Origin of the sequence: Nonomuraea polychroma, from assembly GCF_004011505.1 — a bacterium.
Classification (GTDB): Bacteria; Actinomycetota; Actinomycetes; order Streptosporangiales; family Streptosporangiaceae; genus Nonomuraea; species Nonomuraea polychroma.
Genome location: NZ_SAUN01000001.1, coordinates 21348 through 40277, shown reverse-complemented (window position 1 = coordinate 40277; position 18930 = coordinate 21348). Strand labels below are relative to the sequence as shown.

19 protein-coding genes and 1 pseudogene are annotated in these 18930 nt (G+C 69.2%); 8 read left to right on the top strand and 12 right to left on the bottom strand.

Going from position 1 to position 18930, the window contains the following annotated elements:
* Positions 1-22: 22 nt before the first annotated feature.
* The 4 genes from EDD27_RS00205 to EDD27_RS00190 are packed head-to-tail and all read right to left on the bottom strand — an operon-like array spanning position 23 to position 4192.
* Entirely contained in the window at positions 23-1087 is a 1065-nt protein-coding gene (locus tag EDD27_RS00205) for an ABC transporter ATP-binding protein (RefSeq protein ID WP_127930500.1), read from the bottom strand.
* The gene (locus EDD27_RS00200) at positions 1088-1909 is read right to left on the bottom strand and encodes a carbohydrate ABC transporter permease (protein WP_127930499.1); all 822 of its coding nucleotides are present in this window, start codon (positions 1907-1909) and stop codon (positions 1088-1090) included. It abuts the gene before it with no gap.
* Positions 1906-2841 carry a carbohydrate ABC transporter permease gene (locus EDD27_RS00195; protein ID WP_206641174.1) on the bottom strand — a complete coding sequence of 312 codons (936 nt, stop codon included), beginning with the start codon at positions 2839-2841 and terminating at the stop codon, positions 1906-1908. The genes EDD27_RS00200 and EDD27_RS00195 overlap by 4 nt, the downstream gene beginning before the upstream one ends.
* Entirely contained in the window at positions 2813-4192 is a 1380-nt protein-coding gene (locus EDD27_RS00190) for an extracellular solute-binding protein (protein WP_241563778.1), read from the bottom strand. Before EDD27_RS00190 ends, EDD27_RS00195 begins: the two co-directional genes overlap by 29 nt.
* Positions 4193-4411: 219 nt before the next feature.
* Between EDD27_RS00190 and iolC the strand changes: the two genes are divergently transcribed.
* The 4 genes and pseudogenes from iolC to iolD all read left to right on the top strand — a co-directional run bounded on the left by iolC (position 4412) and on the right by iolD (position 8371).
* Positions 4412-5389 carry a 5-dehydro-2-deoxygluconokinase gene (gene iolC, locus EDD27_RS00185; protein WP_241563777.1) on the top strand — a complete coding sequence of 326 codons (978 nt, stop codon included), beginning with the start codon at positions 4412-4414 and terminating at the stop codon, positions 5387-5389.
* An 11-nt stretch (positions 5390-5400) separates the two neighbouring features.
* Positions 5401-5523 (top strand): annotated as a pseudogene (locus EDD27_RS00180) (Cgl0159 family (beta/alpha)8-fold protein); the annotation flags it as partial.
* An 89-nt stretch (positions 5524-5612) separates the two neighbouring features.
* A complete protein-coding gene (gene iolB / locus EDD27_RS00175) occupies positions 5613-6488 on the top strand; it encodes a 5-deoxy-glucuronate isomerase (RefSeq protein ID WP_127930498.1) in 876 nt (291 codons plus the stop codon).
* Positions 6485-8371: a 3D-(3,5/4)-trihydroxycyclohexane-1,2-dione acylhydrolase (decyclizing) gene (gene iolD, locus EDD27_RS00170; RefSeq protein ID WP_127930497.1), complete on the top strand. Its 1887-nt coding sequence runs from the start codon at positions 6485-6487 to the stop codon at positions 8369-8371. The genes iolB and iolD overlap by 4 nt, the downstream gene beginning before the upstream one ends.
* On the opposite strand, the gene EDD27_RS00165 is transcribed toward iolD, so the two are convergent.
* Entirely contained in the window at positions 8361-8843 is a 483-nt protein-coding gene (locus tag EDD27_RS00165; protein ID WP_164903397.1) for a GNAT family N-acetyltransferase, read from the bottom strand. The genes iolD and EDD27_RS00165 overlap by 11 nt on opposite strands.
* A gap of 19 nt (positions 8844-8862) precedes the next feature.
* On the opposite strand from EDD27_RS00165, the gene EDD27_RS00160 reads away from it, so the two are divergent.
* Positions 8863-9519, top strand: coding sequence for an HAD family hydrolase (locus EDD27_RS00160; RefSeq protein WP_127930495.1), 657 nt, complete (start codon positions 8863-8865; stop codon positions 9517-9519).
* On the opposite strand, the gene EDD27_RS00155 is transcribed toward EDD27_RS00160, so the two are convergent.
* Positions 9516-10160 (bottom strand): DivIVA domain-containing protein, encoded by a 645-nt coding sequence (locus EDD27_RS00155; protein WP_127930494.1) that lies wholly within the window; start codon positions 10158-10160, stop codon positions 9516-9518. The two genes, EDD27_RS00160 and EDD27_RS00155, sit on opposite strands and share 4 nt — an antisense overlap.
* Here EDD27_RS00155 and EDD27_RS00150 point away from each other — a divergent pair.
* Together EDD27_RS00150 and EDD27_RS00145 are read left to right on the top strand one after the other, a co-directional pair.
* Entirely contained in the window at positions 10159-10950 is a 792-nt protein-coding gene (locus tag EDD27_RS00150; RefSeq protein ID WP_127930493.1) for an ABC transporter ATP-binding protein, read from the top strand. The genes EDD27_RS00155 and EDD27_RS00150 overlap by 2 nt on opposite strands.
* Positions 10947-11618, top strand: coding sequence for a hypothetical protein (locus tag EDD27_RS00145; protein ID WP_127930492.1), 672 nt, complete (start codon positions 10947-10949; stop codon positions 11616-11618). The genes EDD27_RS00150 and EDD27_RS00145 overlap by 4 nt, the downstream gene beginning before the upstream one ends.
* Before the next feature lie 48 nt (positions 11619-11666).
* Here EDD27_RS00145 and rlmN read toward each other — a convergent pair whose 3' ends face one another.
* Positions 11667-12767 carry a dual-specificity RNA methyltransferase RlmN gene (rlmN, locus tag EDD27_RS00140; protein WP_127930491.1) on the bottom strand — a complete coding sequence of 367 codons (1101 nt, stop codon included), beginning with the start codon at positions 12765-12767 and terminating at the stop codon, positions 11667-11669.
* 119 nt (positions 12768-12886) lie between these two features.
* Here rlmN and EDD27_RS00135 point away from each other — a divergent pair, with 119 nt between their 5' ends.
* Positions 12887-13909 carry a suppressor of fused domain protein gene (locus EDD27_RS00135; protein WP_127930490.1) on the top strand — a complete coding sequence of 341 codons (1023 nt, stop codon included), beginning with the start codon at positions 12887-12889 and terminating at the stop codon, positions 13907-13909.
* Here EDD27_RS00135 and EDD27_RS00130 read toward each other — a convergent pair.
* From EDD27_RS00130 to rpsB, 5 genes are all read right to left on the bottom strand, one after another.
* Positions 13906-14745, bottom strand: a complete 840-nt coding sequence (locus EDD27_RS00130) for a phosphatidate cytidylyltransferase (RefSeq protein ID WP_241563776.1) — start codon at positions 14743-14745, stop codon at positions 13906-13908. The genes EDD27_RS00135 and EDD27_RS00130 overlap by 4 nt on opposite strands.
* Positions 14746-14823: 78 nt before the next feature.
* Positions 14824-15381, bottom strand: coding sequence for a ribosome recycling factor (gene frr, locus EDD27_RS00125; protein ID WP_127930488.1), 558 nt, complete (start codon positions 15379-15381; stop codon positions 14824-14826).
* Between the two features lie 46 nt (positions 15382-15427).
* Positions 15428-16126, bottom strand: coding sequence for a UMP kinase (pyrH, locus tag EDD27_RS00120; protein ID WP_241563775.1), 699 nt, complete (start codon positions 16124-16126; stop codon positions 15428-15430).
* Between the two features lie 173 nt (positions 16127-16299).
* Positions 16300-17133: a translation elongation factor Ts gene (gene tsf / locus EDD27_RS00115; protein ID WP_127930487.1), complete on the bottom strand. Its 834-nt coding sequence runs from the start codon at positions 17131-17133 to the stop codon at positions 16300-16302.
* 602 nt (positions 17134-17735) lie between these two features.
* On the bottom strand, positions 17736-18683 hold the full coding sequence (gene rpsB / locus EDD27_RS00110) for a 30S ribosomal protein S2 (RefSeq protein WP_127930486.1): 948 nt from the start codon (positions 18681-18683) through the stop codon (positions 17736-17738).
* Positions 18684-18930: the final 247 nt, after the last annotated feature.

Sequence of the window (18930 nt, the reverse complement as noted above, 5' to 3'; positions counted from 1 at the left end):
GCAGTCCGCTTCGCACCTATGGTCATACGAGCTCTCCGTCCCGGTAGACGAGCGCCCGGTCCCGCCGGGGAACGGCGTAGCCGTCGTCGCCCAGCGCCGGCTCGCTGCCCTCGGGCACGACGGCCTGCACGATCACGTCGGCGACGTCGAGGGTCACCAGGTGGGAGGCGCCGAGGTTCTCCACGATGGCCACCTTCCCGCCGAGCGCCCCCTCCGCCGGTTCGGCCGAGTAGGACATGTACTCGGGTCGCACGCCGTACACAATCTTCTCCCCGTCGCTCAGCCGTCCCTCGGCCGAGACCGGTACCGCCACCTTGCACCCTGCCACGTCCAGCGTGTCACCTCTCACGGCGCCGTTCAGCAGGTTCATCGGCGTGGAGCCGATGAACCCGGCCACGAACGTGTTGGCGGGCCGCTGGAACACCTCGGCCGGCGTGCCGATCTGCCGGATGTGCCCGGACTCCATCACCGCCATCCGATCGGCCATGGCCAGCGCCTCGGCCTGGTCGTGGGTGACGAAAACGGTGGTGACGCCCAGCTCCCGCTGGAGTTTCTTGAGGAACGTCCGCGCCTCCAGCCGCAGCCTGGCGTCCAGGTTGGACAGCGGCTCGTCGAAGAGGAACGCCTGCGCCTGCGTGGCCATCACGCGCGCCAGCGCGACCCGCTGCTGCTGCCCGCCGGACAGCTGGCCGGGACGCCGGTCCATGAGCTGTTCGAGGCCGAGCCGCGCCGCCACCTCGACGGCCTTGTCGCGGCGCGCCGCCTTGGCGACCTTCTTGATGCGCAGTGGGTAGGCGATGTTGTCCGTGACGTCCATGTGCGGGAACAAGGCGTAGTCCTGGAAGACCATCGCGACGTCCCGGCCGCCCGGCTGCACGCCGGTCACGTCACGCTCGCCGATGACCACCGAGCCGCCGGTGGCGGTCTCCAGCCCGGCGATCGTGCGCAGCAACGTGGTCTTGCCGCAGCCGGAGGGGCCGAGCAGGGCGAAGAACTCGCCGTCCGGGATGGCGAGGTCGAGCGCGTCGAGGGCTTTCACTCCGCCGGGATAGACCTTGGTCAGCCCGCGTAGTTCGATGGCGGCCATTTAACGCTTGATCCCTCCATGGAAGCGGAAGCCGTATTTCTTGCTGACGAACAGGTACATGAGCACCACGGGGACCGAGTACAGCAGCCCGAACGTGGACAACATCCGCAGGTTGGCCTGGCCGCCCTCGGTGTAGAGCGTGTACGTGATCACGGCCGCCGGCTGCTTCTCGACGTCGCTCAGCAACAGGTAGGGCATCAGGAAATTTCCCCACACGTTGGCCACGGCCCAGACCGCGATGGTCGCCAGCCCCGGCCGTACCAGCGGCACCACCACGTGCCGCACGATCTGCAGCGGCGACGCCCCGAACACCCGCGCCGACTCCTCATAGGACTTCGGCGTCGAGTCCATGAAGTCCTTCAGCATGAAGATCGCCGCCGGCAGCAGCCCGCCCGTCAGGATGAGGATCAGGCCGAGCTGCGAGTCGATGAGGTTGAGCTCCACCGCCAGCTGGAACAGTGGCACCATGGCCGCCGTCCCCGTGATGATCGACGACAGCAGCAACAACGCGTACAGCAGCGCGTCGCGCCCCGGCATGCGCACCCGGCTCAGCGCGTACGCCGCCAGCGCCGCCATCGCCACCACCAGCACCGCCGTGCCGACCGACAACACCAGCGAGTTGTACAGGGACGGCAGCGCGTACGGATGCTCCACGACCGCCTGGAAGTTCTCCCAGGTGAAGTCGGGCACCGCCACCTCATATGTCGGGTCGGAGGTGAACGGCGCGGTCGCCAGCCAGAGCAACGGGATCGTGAAGAACGCCAGGAGCACCGCGATCAGCGTGTAGAAGCCGATCCGGCCGGCCACGAACCGCGCCGTCATTTCTTGCTCCGCAGCAACCGCAGGTAGAACACCGCCACCACCAGGTTGATCAGCAGGATGACCGTGGAGACCGCCGCCCCGTAACCCAGCTCGCCGCTCTGGAGCGCGACCTTGTACACGTGCACCGCCAGGATCTCCGACCGCCCGTCCGGCCCGCCCGCCGTGATCAGGAAGGGCGTGAAGTCGTTGAACGTCCACAGGCTGATCAGCAGCAGGTTCGTCAGGATGTGGCCTCTGATGTGCGGGAACACCACGTCCCTGAGCTGCTGCCAGCCGGAGGCCCCGGCCAGGCGGGCGCTCTCCAGGTGCGAGGGCGGCACGTTGCCGAGCGCGGCGCCGTACAACATCATCGAGAAGGCGGTGCCGCGCCATGTGTTGAAGATGATGATCGACAACATCGGGTGGTCGAGCAGCCAGGCGAAGCCGGGCAGGCCGAGCAGCGCGTTGAGCGTGCCGCCGTCGCGGTCGAGCAGCGCCACCCACAGGAACGACACCACCGCGCTCGGCAGGATCCAGGCCAGGATGACCAGGCCCTCGACCAGCCGCTTCAGCGGACCTCGCCGGTCACGCAGCAGCCAGGCGATGGTGAAACCGAGCCCTACCTGCCCGATGACGGCCGAGCCCAGCACGAACTGCACCGTCAGCCACGTGGAGTCCCAGAAGACCGGGTTGGAGACCGCGTCGAGGAAGTTGGCCGGCCCCACGAACTGCGGCTCGGCCGCGGCGATCCCGGTCAGCCGGTAGTTGGTCAGCCCCAGGTAGAGCACCCAGAGCGCGGGGAACACGAGGAAGGCCGCGATGAGCAGCAGCGCGGGGGCCACGAACATCCCGGCCCGCAGCCGGCCCAGGCCCGCCGCGTCCGAGTTGTAGGAGCGGCGGGCGGGGGCCTGCTCGTCGATGATGTCAGGGGGCGATGATGTTGCCTGCGCCACCGACGAGTCCTTCGAGCTTCTTCTGGTACGCGGTCGCCGCCTGGTCCGGCGCGGTGCCGCCGACGACCGCGGCGGTGGCCTCCTGCAGCGCCACCGACACCTGCGGATAGACCGCGACCGGCGGCCGGAAGGCCGTCAGCGGCAGCACCTTGTCCGAGATGTAGGTCAGCAGCGGCTCACCGGCGAGGATCTCCTTGTTGACGTCCGTGCGCGGCGTGATGCGCACGTTGCCGTCCTTCGTCTCCTCCTTCAGCGCCTCCGGCGACAGCGTGAAGGTCAGCAGCTCGAACGCTTCCTTCGGATGCTTGCTGTTGGGGTTGATCGTGCGCAGCGCGCCGCCGGACATGCTGACGAAATCCTGGCCGCGGATGCCCTTGCCGGGCTCAATGGCGGGGATGAGCGCGTAGCCGACGGTCTGGTCGCGATCGGCCATCGGGGCCACGCCGTCCTTGGGGTTGATGACGCCGCGCCAGAAGTAGTCGCCTTCCATCAGGATGCCGATCTTGCCCGCGGCGAACTGCTGGAACGACTTGTCGCGGCCCTTGGCCTCCTGCTGCAGCTTGGGGTCGCCGAGGCCGCCGCCGTAGATCTTCTGGTAGAAGCCGAGCGCGTCCTTGAGCGGCTGGGACGCGCCCGTCCACTTGCCGTCCTTCTGCACCTCGCCGCCCGCGCCCGCGAGCAGCGGCAGCACGCCCTGCATCGAGGTGGCCTCGCCCATCGCCGTCCCGGCGTTGACCTGGATCGGCACCGGCACGCCCGCGGACTTCAGCTTGGTGCCGGCGTCGAGGATCTCCTGCCAGCTCTTCGGCTGCCAGTCGGCCGGCAGCCCGGCCTTCTGGAAGAGCGTCTTGTTGAAGTAGAGCACCCGGCCGTCGGTGCCGATCGGCAACGCGTACTTCTTGCCGTTGTAGGTGGCCAATCCCTGTACGGACTCGGGGATCTGCGCCCAGCCGTCCCAACTGTCGGCCTCGGCGCCCACCAGGTCCGCCAGCGGCTTGATGTAACCGGCCTCGGCGAACTCGCCGGCCCAGATGCCGTCAATGTCGATCACGTCCGCGCCCTTGCCCGACTTGAGGTCCAGGGAGAGCTTGGTCTTGTACTGCTCGTCGTCGACGCCGCTGGGGACGAACTTGACCTTGACGTCCTTGCCCTTCGCCTTTTGGGCCGCCTCGAACTGGGGGATCACCCAGTTGGCCACGAAGTCCGCCGCGGCGGCGTTCTTGCCGCCCGCGATGGCGTTCTGGGCGATGGTCAACTCGATGGTGTCACCGCCACCGCCGGACGACTGGCCGCAGGCGGTTAATCCGATCCCGGCCGCGGCGAGGACCGCGGCGACTTTACGCAATGCCATGCAAACCCTCCGACAGATCAGGTTAGGAGGTAAGCCATGGGCCAATATGTCATGACATTCATATGACGTAAAGGCCTGATCATATTTCCGGGAGGGGCACCGCATACTGCCTCTTCGACCGGACAGTGGCCATCTAACAACCGAACACTAGACGATGTGAAGAGCGAAGCTCCACGTGGCTACATAACGGACATCAGAATGTCATGACAATGTGCCATAGTGTCGGAGCCGAGCTCGGCCTCGGGAGGTGCGTTGTACGACCTGATCACGATCGGCCGCTGCGGCGTCGACGTCTATCCGCTGCAGACCGGCGTCGGGCTGGCCGATGTCGAGACCTTCGGCAAATTCCTCGGGGGCAGCCCCACCAACGTCGCGGTCGCGGCGGCCCGCCACGGGCTGCGCCCCGCGGTGATCACCGGCGTGGGCGCGGACCCCTTCGGCGCGTACGTGCGGCGGGCGATCCGCGACTTCGGCGTCGACGACCGCTTTGTGGTCACCTTCACGGAGGCGCCGACGCCCGTCACGTTCTGCGAGATCTTCCCGCCCGACCACTTCCCGATCTACTTCTACCGCGGCGAGCATCCCCCTGACCTGCGCATCACGTCCGGCCACCTGGATCTGGACGCCATCCGCGCCACGAGCCTGTTCTGGTTCTCGCTGACCGGCCTGAGCAAGGAGCCGAGCCGCGCGGCCCACCACGCTGCCCTGTCGGCGCGTACGTCGGGCTGGACGGTGTTCGACCTGGACTACCGGGCCCCGCTGTGGGAGTCGCGTGCGGCGGCCCGCGAGGCGGCCGGCCGGGCGCTCCCGCACGCCAACGTGGCGGTCGGCAACCTGGAGGAGGTGGAGACCGCCGTCGGCGTCCGTGACCCCGAAGCGGCCGCGCAGGCGCTGCTGGACGCCGGGGTTCAGATCGCCATCGTGAAAATGGGGCCGGAAGGGGTTTTCGCGCGTACCTCCGGGGAGAGCTGTCTGATCAAGCCAGTGGAGGTGGACGTGCTCAACGGGATCGGCGCGGGAGACGCGTTCGGTGGCGCCCTGTGCCTGGGGCTGCTGCGCGGCTGGCCGCTGGAGCGGACGATCCGCTTCGCCAACGCCGCGGGGGCGTTCGTCGCCGGCCGGCTGGCCTGCGCCGACGCCATGCCCACGACGGCTGAGGTGGAAGAGTTGCTGGAAGGTCCGGGGGTGCGCTCTTGAGTGACCTCACCCTGCCCATGACCAGCCGCACCGACCTGCTCGACCGGCTCCAGACGGCCCTGTCCAGACCCGGCGTGGACGGCATCCTGGCCGCGCCCGACGTCCTGGAGGACCTGCTCCTGCTGGGGGCCCTCGTGGTGGGCCGCGCCCTGCTCTACCCTCCGGACGACGACGTGGCGACCACGGCGGACGGTGCCGCGGCACTGGTGCGAGAGGCCCGCGCATGACCTACCTTCCGTACGGCACGACCGCCAACGGCCCCTGGTCGGTGGAGATCACCCCGGCCTCGGCCGGGTGGACCTACTCGGGCCTGCGGATCGCGGACTTGACGGACGCGCCGGTGTCGTTCGACACGGGCGAGGAAGAAATGCTGGTCCTGCCCCTGGCGGGCTCCTGCACGCTCATCATCACCCCGTCCCCACCATCTCCCACCCCCGGTACGCCGGACTCCGAGACGTTCCGGCTGGCCGGCCGCGCATCCGTCTTCGACGGCCCGTCAGACCTCGTCTACGTCCCGATCCATTCGCAGGTGACCTTGCAGGGCGCCGGCCGCATCGCGCTGCCCTCGGCCCGCGCCACCCGCGCACTGCGACCCCGCTACGTGGCCGCCACCGAGGTCCCCGTCGAGATCCGCGGCGCCGGCCAGGCCAGCCGCCAGGTGAACAACTTCTGCGCCCCCGACGTCTTCGACTGCCACAAGCTCATGGCCGTGGAGGTCCTCACCCCGTCCGGCAACTGGTCCTCGTACCCGCCGCACAAGCACGACACCCCCAACCCGGGCGAGGCGGTGCTGGAGGAGATCTACTACTTCGAGGTCGCCGACCAGGGCATCGGCTATCAGCGCGTCTATTCCTCCGAGCGCGGCCACATCGACACCCTCGCCGAGGTCTCCTCGGGCGACGTCGTCCTGGTCCCCTACGGCTACCACGGTCCCTCCATGGCCGCCCCCGGCTACGACCTCTACTACCTGAACGTCCTGGCCGGCCCGGCGGAGCAACGTTCGATGGCGTTCTGCGACGACCCTCGCCACGCCTGGATCCGCTCGTCCTGGGAGGGCCGGCTCATCGACCCCAGACTGCCGTTCGGGAGGACCTCATGACGACCCGGTTGACCGTGGCACAAGCCGTCGTACGCTTCCTGGCCCACCAGTGGAGCGAACGCGACGGCGTGCAACGCAGGTTCTTCGGCGGCTGCACGGGCATCTTCGGCCACGGCAACGTCGCCGGTCTGGGCCAGGCGCTGGCCACCTCGACCGAGAACCTGCCGTACCACCTGAGCCGCAACGAGCAGGCCATGGTCCACACGGCCGCCGCCTACGCCCGGGCCAGCAACCGCCTGGCGACCTTGGCGTGCACGACATCGATCGGCCCCGGCGCCACCAACATGATCACCGGTGCGGCGGGCGCCACCATCAACCGGCTTCCGGTGCTCCTGCTGCCCGGTGACATCTTCTCCACCCGCGTCGCCGGCCCGGTGCTCCAGGAGCTTGAGGACCAGCGCTCGTACGACATCTCCGTCAACGACTGCTTCAAGCCGGTCTCCCGCTACTGGGACCGGATCAACCGCCCCGAGCAGTTGCCCTCCGCGCTGCTGGCGGCCATGCGGGTGCTCACCGACCCGGCCGAGACCGGCGCGGTGACCCTCGCGCTGCCGCAGGACGTGCAGGCGGAGGCGCACGACTGGCCGGACGAGCTGTTCGCCGACCGCATCTGGCACATCCCCAGGCCCCGCCCCGAGCGCGCCACCGTGTTGCGAGCGGCTCAGCTCGTCACGTCCGCCTCGCGCCCCCTGATCGTCGCGGGCGGCGGCACGATCTACAGCGACGCCACCGAGCAGCTACGGCGCTTCGCCGAGACGTACGGCATCCCGGTGGCCGAGACGCAGGCAGGCAAGGGCGCGCTCCCGTACGGGCACCCGCTCGCGGTGGGCGCGATCGGCGCCACCGGCACGACCGCGGCCAACGCGCTGGCCCGCGAGGCCGACCTGATCATCGGCGTCGGCACCCGCTACAGCGACTTCACCACCGCCTCCCGGACGATCTTCGCCCCCGACGCGCGGTTCCTCAACGTCAACATCACCGGCTTCGACGCCGCCAAGCTCTCGGGCCTGCAACTGGTGGCCGACGCCCGCGAAGGGCTGGCGGAGCTGGCGGAGGCGTTCGCGGGCTGGCGCGGCACCCCGGACGACTACCGCGAACGGGCCGCCGAGCTGACCCGGGCGTGGGACGCGGCCGTGGACGCGGCGTACTCGCTGGAGGGCTCCCCGCTGCCGCAGTCCGCGGTGATCGGCGCGGTCAACACGGCCGCGGCCGATGACGGCGTGGTGGTGTGCGCGGCCGGTTCGATGCCCGGCGACCTGCACAAACTCTGGCGGCCGAGCGGCCCGGGCAATTACCACGTCGAGTACGGCTACTCCTGCATGGGCTACGAGATCGCGGGTGGGCTGGGCGTCAAGATGGCGGCCCCGGAGCGCGAGGTGTTCGTGCTGGTGGGCGACGGCTCCTACCTGATGATGGCCCAGGAACTCGTCACGGCGATCTCCGAGGGCATCAAGCTGGTGGTGGTCCTGGTGGACAACTCCGGCTTCGCCTCGATCGGCCACCTGTCGGAGAGCGTCGGCGCGCAGCGGCTCGGCACCTCCTACGCCTACCGCGGCGCAGGCAGGTTCGACGGCGGGCCGCTGCCGGTCGACCTGGCCGCGAACGCCGCAAGCCTCGGCGCGTCCGTGTTGCGTGCGGAATCGGTCGCCGACCTGCGCAAGGCGCTCGACACGGCCCGCTCAGCGACGGAGACCACGGTGATCTACGTCCGCACCGACCGCATGGCCGCCGACGCCCCGTCCTCCGAGGCGTGGTGGGACGTGCCCGTGGCGCAGGTGGGCACGCCGAACGCCATGCGGGAGGCGTACGAGGCGAACAAGCGTTTCCAGCACCCGCACCTCGCCCCGCCCCCTGATCAACCGGGAGCGCCCGTCAGAGGATGAGCTCGAGCTCCAGCTCGTGCTTGATCGGGATGCCGTCCGCCTCCGCCGGGATGCCTGGCTTGAGTGCCCTCGCCCGGTCGACGCCGTTGCGGTGCAGGGCCACGAGGTCGAAGCCGTAGCGCTGGTAGAACCGCAGGGCATGCGTGTTGTCGTTGGTGGTGATCAACGACAGCCGGATCATGCCCCGCTCCACCGCGACGGCCCGTACCGCGTCGAGCAGCGCCTTCCCGACCCCCTTGCCGGGCACGACGGCGTCGATGGTGACAATCTCCACGGAGCCGTCGTGTTCGGCATAGGTGATCACCCCGGCTACCTGATCGCCGATCTCCGCGATGAACCCGGGCTGGGCCGCCGCGTCGATCAGCTCGCCGCGGCCCAGTGCCACCACCGTGGTGCCGCCCCAGCTGTCTCTCAGCACCTGGGACACCATGTCGAGATCATGGGGCTCGATGGGTCGTACAGAGAGTGTCATGGGCAGCATTATGTGACCTATGCGATGGGTAACGTTTGACTGCTTTGGCACTCTTGTCGACTGGCGGCACGGTCTGCTCACCAGCGCCGACCTGATCGCACCCGGCCAGGGCGCGCGCCTGCTGGAGGCCTACAACCGGCACGAGCACGCCGTGCAGGCCGAGTCGCCGACGCTCCGCTACCGCCACGTCCTGGCCGAGGCCCTCCGCAGGGCGTGCCAGGACGAGAAGGTGGAGCTGAACGAGGACGACGCCGGTGTGCTGGCCGCGACGCTGCCGTACTGGCCGGTGTTCCCCGAGGTCGGCGCCGAGTTGTCGGCGCTGCGCGCGGCCGGCTGGAATCTGGCGCTGCTCACCAACTGCGACCGCGACCTCATCGCCGAGACGCTGCGGCGGCTGCATGTGCCGTTCGACGCGGTGGTGACGGCGGAGGACGCCCGCGACTACAAGCCGTCCACCGCGCACTTCGACGTCTTCAGGCGGTCCCACGAGCCGTCGGCCTGGGTGCATGTGGCGCAGAGCTACTTCCACGACATGGTTCCCGCGCACCGGCTGGGCATCCGCCGCGTGTGGATCAACCGGCTCGGCGAGCGCGCCCCGGACGAGACGATCATCCAGACGGTCCTGCCCGACCTGCACGGCCTGCTCACGGCCGTCCAGGACGGCCGGCGCCCCTAGGGGCGGCGCTGCTCCAGCACGTCCGCGATGCTCGAGAGGAACGAGTCCACATCGGCGATCAAGTAGCCGGACCTGAACAGCACGGTGGAGAACGTCGCCTCCCGCACCTCCTTCGCCGTCACGGGGAAGTCGGTGGTGCCGCGTAACGTGGCCACGATGCGGTCGAGGAAGGCGTCGACCTCGTCCTCGTTGTAGCCGCCGCCCATCCGGCCCGGGCGGAAGGCCACCCGCTCGACGCGCGCCGCCTGGCTCTCGAACCACTCCTCGCGTAACAGATCGCCGGTGGGCTCGGCCAGGGCCAGCCGTACGGGCCGTTTGGCCTGGGTCTCCAGCGCCACCACGAACGCTTCCAGGGCGAAGTCCACAGCGGTCTCGTGGTAGCCGCCGCGCTTGGCGCGGAAGGTGGCCGTGCGCACCTCGTCGGCGGTGACGGGCTCCAAGGCGTGCGGGCCCCTGCCCAAGGTCGCTTCGATCCGCCCGATCAGGGCGTCGACCTCCTCAGGGTCATAGCCTGAACGCATACCCATGACGCGCGGAAAGCGGTTCAAGCTCACACTCCTTTTGAATCGTGCTGGGGCCCCTCCATTGTGGGGCTCTTTATCCCACGCACGCGACCCGACATATACCGTTACAGCCACCATGCGACTGTCCCAGGTCTCCTTCCGCTACCGAAGACGTGAGCGTTTCGTCATCCAGCATGCCGACGCCCACCTCGCGCCCGGTGACGTGATCGAGCTGGCCGGGGTCAACGGGGCGGGCAAGTCGACCCTGCTCCGGCTCCTGGCCGGGCTCGCCGCGCCGACGAAGGGCACGATCACCGGCCGTCCGGACGTCGTCGGGTTCGCACCCGACCGCTTCCCCGCCGACCAGCCGTTCACGGTCACGGCCTACTTGCGTCACATGTCCCGGGTACGCGGCGGCGCCCGCTGGGAGCCGTGGGCCGAGCGGCTCACCATGGATCACCTCCTGGCCGTGCCCCTGGGCGAACTGTCGAAGGGCAGCGCCCACAAGGTCGGCCTGGTCCAGGCCTTGATGGCGGAACCCGGGCTGCTGATCATGGATGAGCCGTTCGCCGGGCTCGACACCGACACCCGCGAGTCACTGCCCTCGATCGCCGCCGACGTCGCGGCACGCGGCGGCATCGTCATCGCCAGCGACCACCAGGGCGGCCTGCGTGCCTTACCGGGCCTGCGTCATTGGACGGTCGTCGACGGCCACCTCAAGGAGAGCACCACCACCGTTCTCCAGGAGAGCACCGCCACCGTTGCGGAAGCCGTCACCGCCCCGGAGACCGTCACCGCTCCAGTCGAGAAGAGCGGCGCGCCGGTGGCGACCGTGGCGGTCACACTGCCCGCCGCCGACGTCGCCCGCTTCCTCACCAGGATGCGCGACGAGGGCTACCAGGCCCGCGAGATCGAGGAAACCGGATGATCATCTCCTTGGCCACGTTCCGCGTGGCCGCCTACATCCGCTCCCACCGCGTCTACCAGGCCCTCCTGCTCACCCTGGCCATGCTGGCGATCCTGAACGGCAGCCGGGCGCCACGCGGCGAGGAGGCGAGCGTGCTCACCGACGGCGCCGTACTGATCATCCCGATCCTCGCCTGGGCCGCGAGGAGCCTCCTCGACACCGAGCCCGACCGTCAACGCGAGATGTCCGCGGTCACGGTGGGCGGCCGTGGCAGGGAGCTGGTGGCGGGGCTCGTGGCGGCGTTCGCGACGTGTGCCGCCTTCGCCGGGATCGCCCTGGCCGCGGCGCTCCTGCTCGGCGTGAGCGCCGCCCCGGAGCCCGGCCTGCTGACCGCCGCCCTCGCCCTGCACGCCCTGGCGGCCTTGACGGGAACCGCGCTCGGCGCGCTGACCAGCCGCGCCGTCCTGCCCTCCCCGGCCCTGTCGATCATGGGTCTGGTGCTCGGGTTCCTGCTGATGCTGCTGCTGAGCGCCTCGCCGCTGTACTGGCTCACGGTCCCGGCCGTGCGCTGGATGCGGGCCGCGAACGACGGCGAGTTGCTCACCCGCTTCCCCGAGCTGGCCGCCGTCTCGCTCGCCTGGTGCCTGATCGCCCTCGCGTTCTACGTCCGGCGGCGTCTCAGAGGGTGACCTAAGCGGCGGCGAGCTGGTCAGACGGCCCCCCGCCGAGTCGGTCGCCTATTCGGCCGCGGCGAGCTGGCCGCAGGCGCCGTCGATCTCCCGCCCGCGCGTGTCGCGGACGGTGACCGGCACGCCGTGGAACTCCAGCCGCCGGACGAACGCCCGCTCGTCCTCGGGCCGCGACGCCGTCCACTTGGACCCGGGCGTCGGGTTGAGCGGGATCAGGTTGACGTGCACCAGTTTGTTCTTGACGAGCTTGCCCAGCAGATCGGCCCGCCACTCCTGGTCGTTGATGTCCTTGATCAGCGCGTACTCGATCGAGACCCGCCGCTTGGTCTTCGCCGCGTACGCCCACGCGGCGTCGAGCACCTCCGACACCTTCCAGCGCGTGTTGATCGGCACCAGCGTGTCACGCAGCTCGTCGTCGGGCGCGTGCAGCGACAGGGCCAGCGTGACCGGCAGCCCCTCGTCGGCCAGCTTGCCGATGGCCGGCACCAGGCCGACCGTGGAGACCGTGACGCCGCGGGCCGAGATGCCCAGCCCGTGCGGCACCGGCTCGACCAGGCGGCGGACCGCGCCGATCACCTGCTTGTAGTTGGCCAGCGGCTCGCCCATGCCCATGAACACGACGTTGTTCACCCGCCCGGGCCCGCCCGGCACCTCGCCGGCCGCCAGCGCCCGCGCACCCGCCACGACCTGCTCGACGATCTCGGCGGTCGACATGTTGCGGGTCAGGCCCGCCTGACCGGTGGCGCAGAACGGGCAGTTCATGCCACACCCGGCCTGCGACGACACACACATCGTGACGCGGTCGGGGTAACGCATGAGCACCGACTCGACCAGCGCGCCGTCGAACAGCCGCCACAACGTCTTACGCGTGGTGCCGCCGTCGGTGGTCATCTCCCTGACCGAGGTCAGCAGGCTCGGCAGGAGCGCCGCCAACTTCTCGCGGGAGGCCGCGGGCAGGTCGGTCATCGCGCCGACGTCGGTGGTGAGGCGCTCGAAGTAGTGACGCGAGAGCTGGTCGGCGCGGAAGGCCTTCTCGCCCAGCTCGGTCACCGCGGCCCGCCGATCGGCCATTGACAGGTCGGCCAGGTGCCGAGCGGGCTTGGCCCGGCGCGGCGCGACGAAGGTGAGCTGACCTGGGGGCTGGGACACGTTACTGCCTTTGCTTCAAGGATTTCCGGCCAGGGTAATGAACGCTCGGATCGGAGGTGGAATTCCTGGTAACGCTACCGCTCGCAACATGGTCTCCGCCGGATCTACAGTGCTCACGTATGGCGATTTTTCGGTCGGCATCAGGCGAGGGTGGCACCGAGGTCGTTCTCGCCGCGGGTAACCCGTACGGCAGCCGGACGCTCGTGGTCGAGCGGGACGAGGACTCCTCGGTAGCTTACCTGTGCTCGCCCGACGGAACGGTCCACGGCGCCGTCTGGCTGGCCAACCACCGTCCCGCCCCCGCCGTCGTGGACCTGGCCAGGATCAACGCCGGCCTGCCGCCGGTGATGCCCCGGCACAACACGCTGCACCCGGACGGCCGCCGGCCGCTCGGGCAGCTCACGGCGCTGTGGTTCGAGGAGGGCGACGGGGTCGCCCTGTACGAGGACGACGACCTGCTGGCGGTCATCCCCGGCTGGGCGGACATGAGCAGAGGCATGCCCGGGTACGCGCGGGACGCGGTAGGCGAGTCGCCGTTCGCGTGGGCGCTGTCAGAGGCCCTGGAAGGGCTGGAGCCCCGGATCTCCAACGCCACGTCCTACTGGCGCTGGCGGCACAGTGAGGGGTCGTGGCCGTCGTTCCAGCAGTTCGTGATGGGGCATCTGGATCGGGCGCTGGGACCGGCGGCCAGGTATTGGGACGCCAGCGGCGAGCGGTTGCCGACCGTAGGGATCACCGAACGGCCGCCGCACGGCAAGCGCGACTTCACCGTGTTGTCCACCGTGGGGATGAGCTGCCAGCGGATGCCGACGGTCGAGCAGTGGATCGACAAGCCCGGCGCGTACGCCAGGATCGAGCTGGCCGTGGCCACCCGTGACGACCCCCGGGACGCGGCGCTCCTGCTGGTGTGGTTGTCACAGTATCCGTGGCACTCGGTCACCTGGCTCGGCCACGGGCACACCGCGAAGTGGTATCACGAGCCTTCGACGTTCCCGCTGGGACCGCAGTACTCGGGTGTGCTGATGCGGGCCGACGTCCCCCACATGCCCAACATGTCAGGATTCGCCTTCGGAGGCGAGGCCGTACGGTGGCTCTGGCTGACCCCCGTCACCAGAGAGACGCTCGAGGCACAGCACCGCTAGAAGAACAGCGTCATCAGCAACCAGACCGGCACCAGCGTCGTCACCAGCGAGTCGAGCCGGTCCATCAGGCCGCCGTGGCCGGGCAGGATCGTCCCCAAGTCCTTGATGCCGAGATCCCGCTTGATCATCGACTCGACGAGGTCGCCCACGGTCGCCAGCAGCGCGGCCAGCGCGCCGATCAGCGCCCCCTGCCAGAGCTCCCCGCCGAGCAGCCACGTCACCAGCCAGGCCCCCACCGCCGTGCACGCGATGAACGACCCGGCGAAGCCCTCCCAGGTCTTCTTCGGGCTGATGGCGGTCATCCGGTGTCGGCCGAACAACACGCCCGCGACGTACCCGCCGATGTCGCTGGCCACGGTCACCGCGATGAAGATCACCACACGGTGGTCGCCGTCGTCCGCCCGCAGCAACAGGGGTACGAACGCCGCGAGCATGGCGGGATAGAAGAGCGTGAACACCGACGCCGTCGCGTCGCGCACGTACCCTTCCGTACCGGCGCTGAACATCCGCCAGATCAGCAACACGAACGCGAATATCGCGAACGTGGCGAGCAACCAGACCGGCCCGCCCCAGTATCCCGCCGCCTGCATCGCCGCCAGGCCGCCCAGCACGGGCACGGCCGGCACCTTGATGTCCCGGGTGGCGAACGCCCTGGTCAGCTCCACCACACCGACGCCGACGGCGCCCACGACCACCAGGAGGAACAACTCCTTGATCGTGTAGAGGGAGCCGATGACCAGCGCGCCCAGGACCACGCCGACGGCGATCGCGGCAGGCAGGTTCCGTCCGGTACGGCCGCCGCCGCTCGGGCTGGTGCCAGCCGTACGTTCTTCCACAGAGTTCTCCATGAGCCACGGCCCTCGCCGACTCGGGCGAGGGCCGTAGGTGCCAGACCGCCAAGTGCGGAGTGCCGCTCAGACCTCGAGCAGCTCGGCTTCCTTGTGCTTGAGCAGCTCGTCGATCTTGGCGACGTGCTTCTGGGTGATGTCGTCGAGCTCCTTCTCGGCCCGCCTGACCTCATCCTCGCCCGCGTCGCCGTCCTTGATCATCTTGTCAAGGATTTCCTTGGCCGAACGGCGGATGTTGCGGATGGAGACCTTGGCGTGCTCGCCCTTGTTCCTGGCGACTTTGATGTATTCCTTGCGGCGCTCCTCGGACAGCTCCGGGAACGTCACGCGGATCACCTGGCCGTCGTCCGTCGGGTTGACACCGAGGTCGGAGTCGCGGATGGCCTTCTCGATCGCGCCCATCGAGCTCTTGTCATAGGGCTGGATCAGCACCATGCGAGCCTCGGGCACGTGGAACGACGCCAGCTGCTGGATCGGCGTCGGCGTGCCGTAATACTCGGCACTGATCTTGTTGAACATCGATGGCGTGACGCGGCCCGTCCGGATGCTCGCGAAGTCCTCCTTCGCGACCGAAACGGCCTTGTCCATCTTTTCCTCGGCTTCGAGGAGGGTTTCGTCGATCACAGCGGCTCCCTGTCGTCTTCTAGCTGCCGGTGTCGGGCTCGCTCCGTCATTTCCCTGCGGGACTCACCAGCGTGCCGATTTTCTCACCGCGCACGGCTCGCAGGATGTTGCCCTCGCCCATCAGGTCGAAGACCACGATCGGCAGATCGTTGTCCTTGCACAGGCTGATCGCGGTGGCGTCCATGACCGCGAGGTCGCGCAGCAGCACCTCGCCGTAGTCGAGATGGTCAAACCTGACCGCATCAGGATTCTTCCGTGGATCGGAGTCGTAGATGCCGTCCACCTGCGTGCCCTTGAGCAGGGCCTCGGCGCCGATCTCCAGAGCCCGCTGGGACGCCGCGGTGTCGGTGGAGAAGAAGGGCGAGCCGAGCCCGGCGCCGAAGATGACCACGCGCCCCTTCTCGAGGTGCCTGATGGCGCGGCGCGGCAGGAACGGCTCGGCCACCTGCTGCATGGTGATCGCGGTCTGCACACGTGTCTCGACGCCCCGGCGCTCCAGGAAGTCCTGCAGGGCCAGGCAGTTGATGACCGTGCCGAGCATGCCCATGTAGTCGGCCCTGGCCCGGTCGATGCCACCCTGCGACAGCGTGGCGCCGCGGAACATGTTGCCGCCGCCGACCACGACGGCGACCTGCACGCCCTCACGTACCGCCTCGGCGATCGAATCGGCCAGGTGATCGACGACGCCCGGGTCGATGCCGAGCGGCTCGCTGCCGGCGAACGCCTCGCCTGACAGCTTCAACATCACCCGCTTCCACCTCAGGTGGTTGGGCGGGATCGGAGACGAGGAAGCCGCCGCCCGTGTGGATTCGTGGGCTGACTCCCGGTGGTCCTGCACGGCGGCGGCCTCCTTCATTCGGTGGATCGGTGGGGCTGGTGGCTTTGGCTGAGCCGTTGAGCCGGCGGCTAGCCTAAAGCCTAAGCCTGACCGACCTTGAAGCGGACAAAGCCGAGGACCTCGACGCCGTTCTCCTCGGCGTACTTGCCGACGCTCTTCTTGTTGTCCTTGACGAACGCCTGCTGGAGCAGCGTGAAGTCCTTGTACCAGCCGTTGACCCGGCCCTCGACGATCTTGCCGATCGCGGCCTCGGGCTTGCCCTCCTCGCGGGTCATCTCCTCGAAGAGCTTGCGCTCCTTGTCGACGACCTCGGCCGGAACGGACTCGGCCTTGAGGTACTGCGGGGCCATGGCGGCCGCGTGCTGCGCGATGTCCTTGGCGACGTCGGCGTTCGGCTTGTCCAGCTGGACCAGCACACCGACCGCGGGCGGCAGCGCGGGGTCGGTCTTGTGCATGTAAGCACCGATGTAGCCGCCCTCGAGCACCGCGAAGCGGCGGATCTCGATCTTCTCACCGAGCGCGGCGTTGGCCAGGTCCAGGTGCTCCTTGACGGTCTTGCCGTCGAAGGAGGACTCCAGCAGCGCGGCCACGTCGGCGGGCTTGGTCTCCAGGATGTGCGCGACGACCTGGCCGGCCAGCTCCTGGAAGCGCTCGCCCTTGGCCACGAAGTCGGTCTCGCAGTTGAGCTCGAGGAGGGCCGCTGCGGAGTCGCCGTCCTGCTTGAGCGCGACCAGGCCGTTGGAGGCGGTGCGGGCCTCACGCTTGCCCACGTCCTTGGCGCCCTTGAGGCGCAGCAGCTCGATGGCGCGGTCGAAGTCGCCCTCGGCCTCCTCAAGCGCCTTCTTGCAGTCCATCATGCCGGCAGCGGTGATCTCGCGAAGCCGCTTGACGTCGGCCATGTTCACGGAAGCCATTGCTCTTATTCCTTGTGGGATTTCGTCGTCGTGGGATTCGTCGTCGTGGATCGGGTGGGCGCCCCGGATATCCGGTCGCCCACCCTTGGTTCGCACGGCAGGCGCGCCGTACGAGGGCCTTGCCTTGCTTGCTCGGGCCCGTGTCGGCTTCGCCGCTGCTCCGCTGGCATACTGCCCAGCCTCGCCGCGACCTACCACCTGAACTCGGGCCACCACCGCACAACCGTCGGCCATGGCCTCCGGCGCGCCGCGGCCTGGACCTTGCGGCCACCCGCCCGGGGCTTCCCCCAGCCGTCGTCCGCTCGGTGCCTCGCTCCGACCGGCAACCGCCTGCCGCCCCCTGGTCTGGCTTACCGCCTCACCATGGCGCCACGGCGGCCGGCTCGCCGGTCATAGCTCAGCCGTTTGCCCAGTTCGGACATATGCCTTGCGTACCGCTCAGCCGATCGGTGATTCGCCGTTATTCAGATGTCAGCTTGCCGTACCGTGCCGTGCTTGCCTTTATCCGAGCCCGAGGCAACGACCGCGACCGCCGCCGTGACCCTTGGTTCTCACCGTCAGGTCAGGCCGGCAGCTCGCGGCCCTTGCCGTCGTCGGCCGGATCAGGCCTGCTGCTCGGTCTCGCCCTCGGTGGCGGCCTCTGCCGGAGCAGCCTCCTCCGCAACAGCCTCCTCCGGAGCAGCTTCGGCCGCAGCGGTCTCTGCCGGAGCGGCCTCCGCCGGAGCGGCCTCCTCGGCGGCGGGCTCGGCCGCGGCCTCCTCAGCCGGACGCTCGCCCGTGCCCTGCTCGATGAGCTCGCGCTCCCACTCGGCCAGCGGCTCGGCGGCGGCCGGCTTCTCGTCGCCGCGGGCGGCGCCGGAGCGGGCCATCAGACCGGCGGCGACACCGTCGGCGACGACCCTGGTGAGCAGGCCGACGGCGCGGATGGCGTCGTCGTTGCCCGGGATCGGGTAGTCGACCTCGTCGGGGTCGCAGTTGGTGTCGAGGATCGCGACCACAGGGATGCCAAGCTTCTTGGCCTCGCTGATCGCGATGTGCTCCTTCTTGGTGTCGACGATCCACACCGCGCTGGGCACGCGGCCCATGTCACGGATGCCGCCGAGCGTGCGCTCGAGCTTGTCCTTCTCGCGACGGCGCATGAGGAGCTCCTTCTTGGTGAGCCCCGAGCCCGCGACGTTGTCGAAGTCGAGCTCCTCGAGCTCCTTCAGACGCTGCAGCCTCTTGTGCACGGTGGAGAAGTTGGTGAGCATGCCGCCCAGCCAGCGCTGGTTGACGTAGGGCATGCCGACTCGGGCCGCCTGCTCGGAAATGGCCTCCTGAGCCTGCTTCTTGGTGCCGATGAACAGGATCGTGCCGCCGTGGGCGACCGTCTCCTTCACGAAGTCATAGGCACGGTCGATGTAGGAGAGCGACTTCTGCAGGTCGATGATGTAGATGCCGTTGCGCTCGGTGAAGATGAAGCGCTTCATCTTCGGGTTCCAGCGTCGGGTCTGGTGACCGAAGTGAACGCCGCTCTCGAGCAGCTGTCGCATAGTGACGACGGGGGCCATCTGCTGGTCCTCCAGGTCTGGGCGCCCTGCGGATGGGCGCGGTTCTCGGTTGTGCCGCGGCAGCGCATGTCTGCCGCCCTGATGCCCCGAACCCGCTCCAGCCGGGCCATTGAGCCCGGACCGATGGCGCGGTCCGCAGTGGGACATGCGAAGTCGGCCTGTGGTCACAGGCCACCGAAAAGTCTACCTCCCACACCGCCCCAGCCTGACCGTCTGAGGTCAAACGGACCTTCTCCCCCTGATGTCC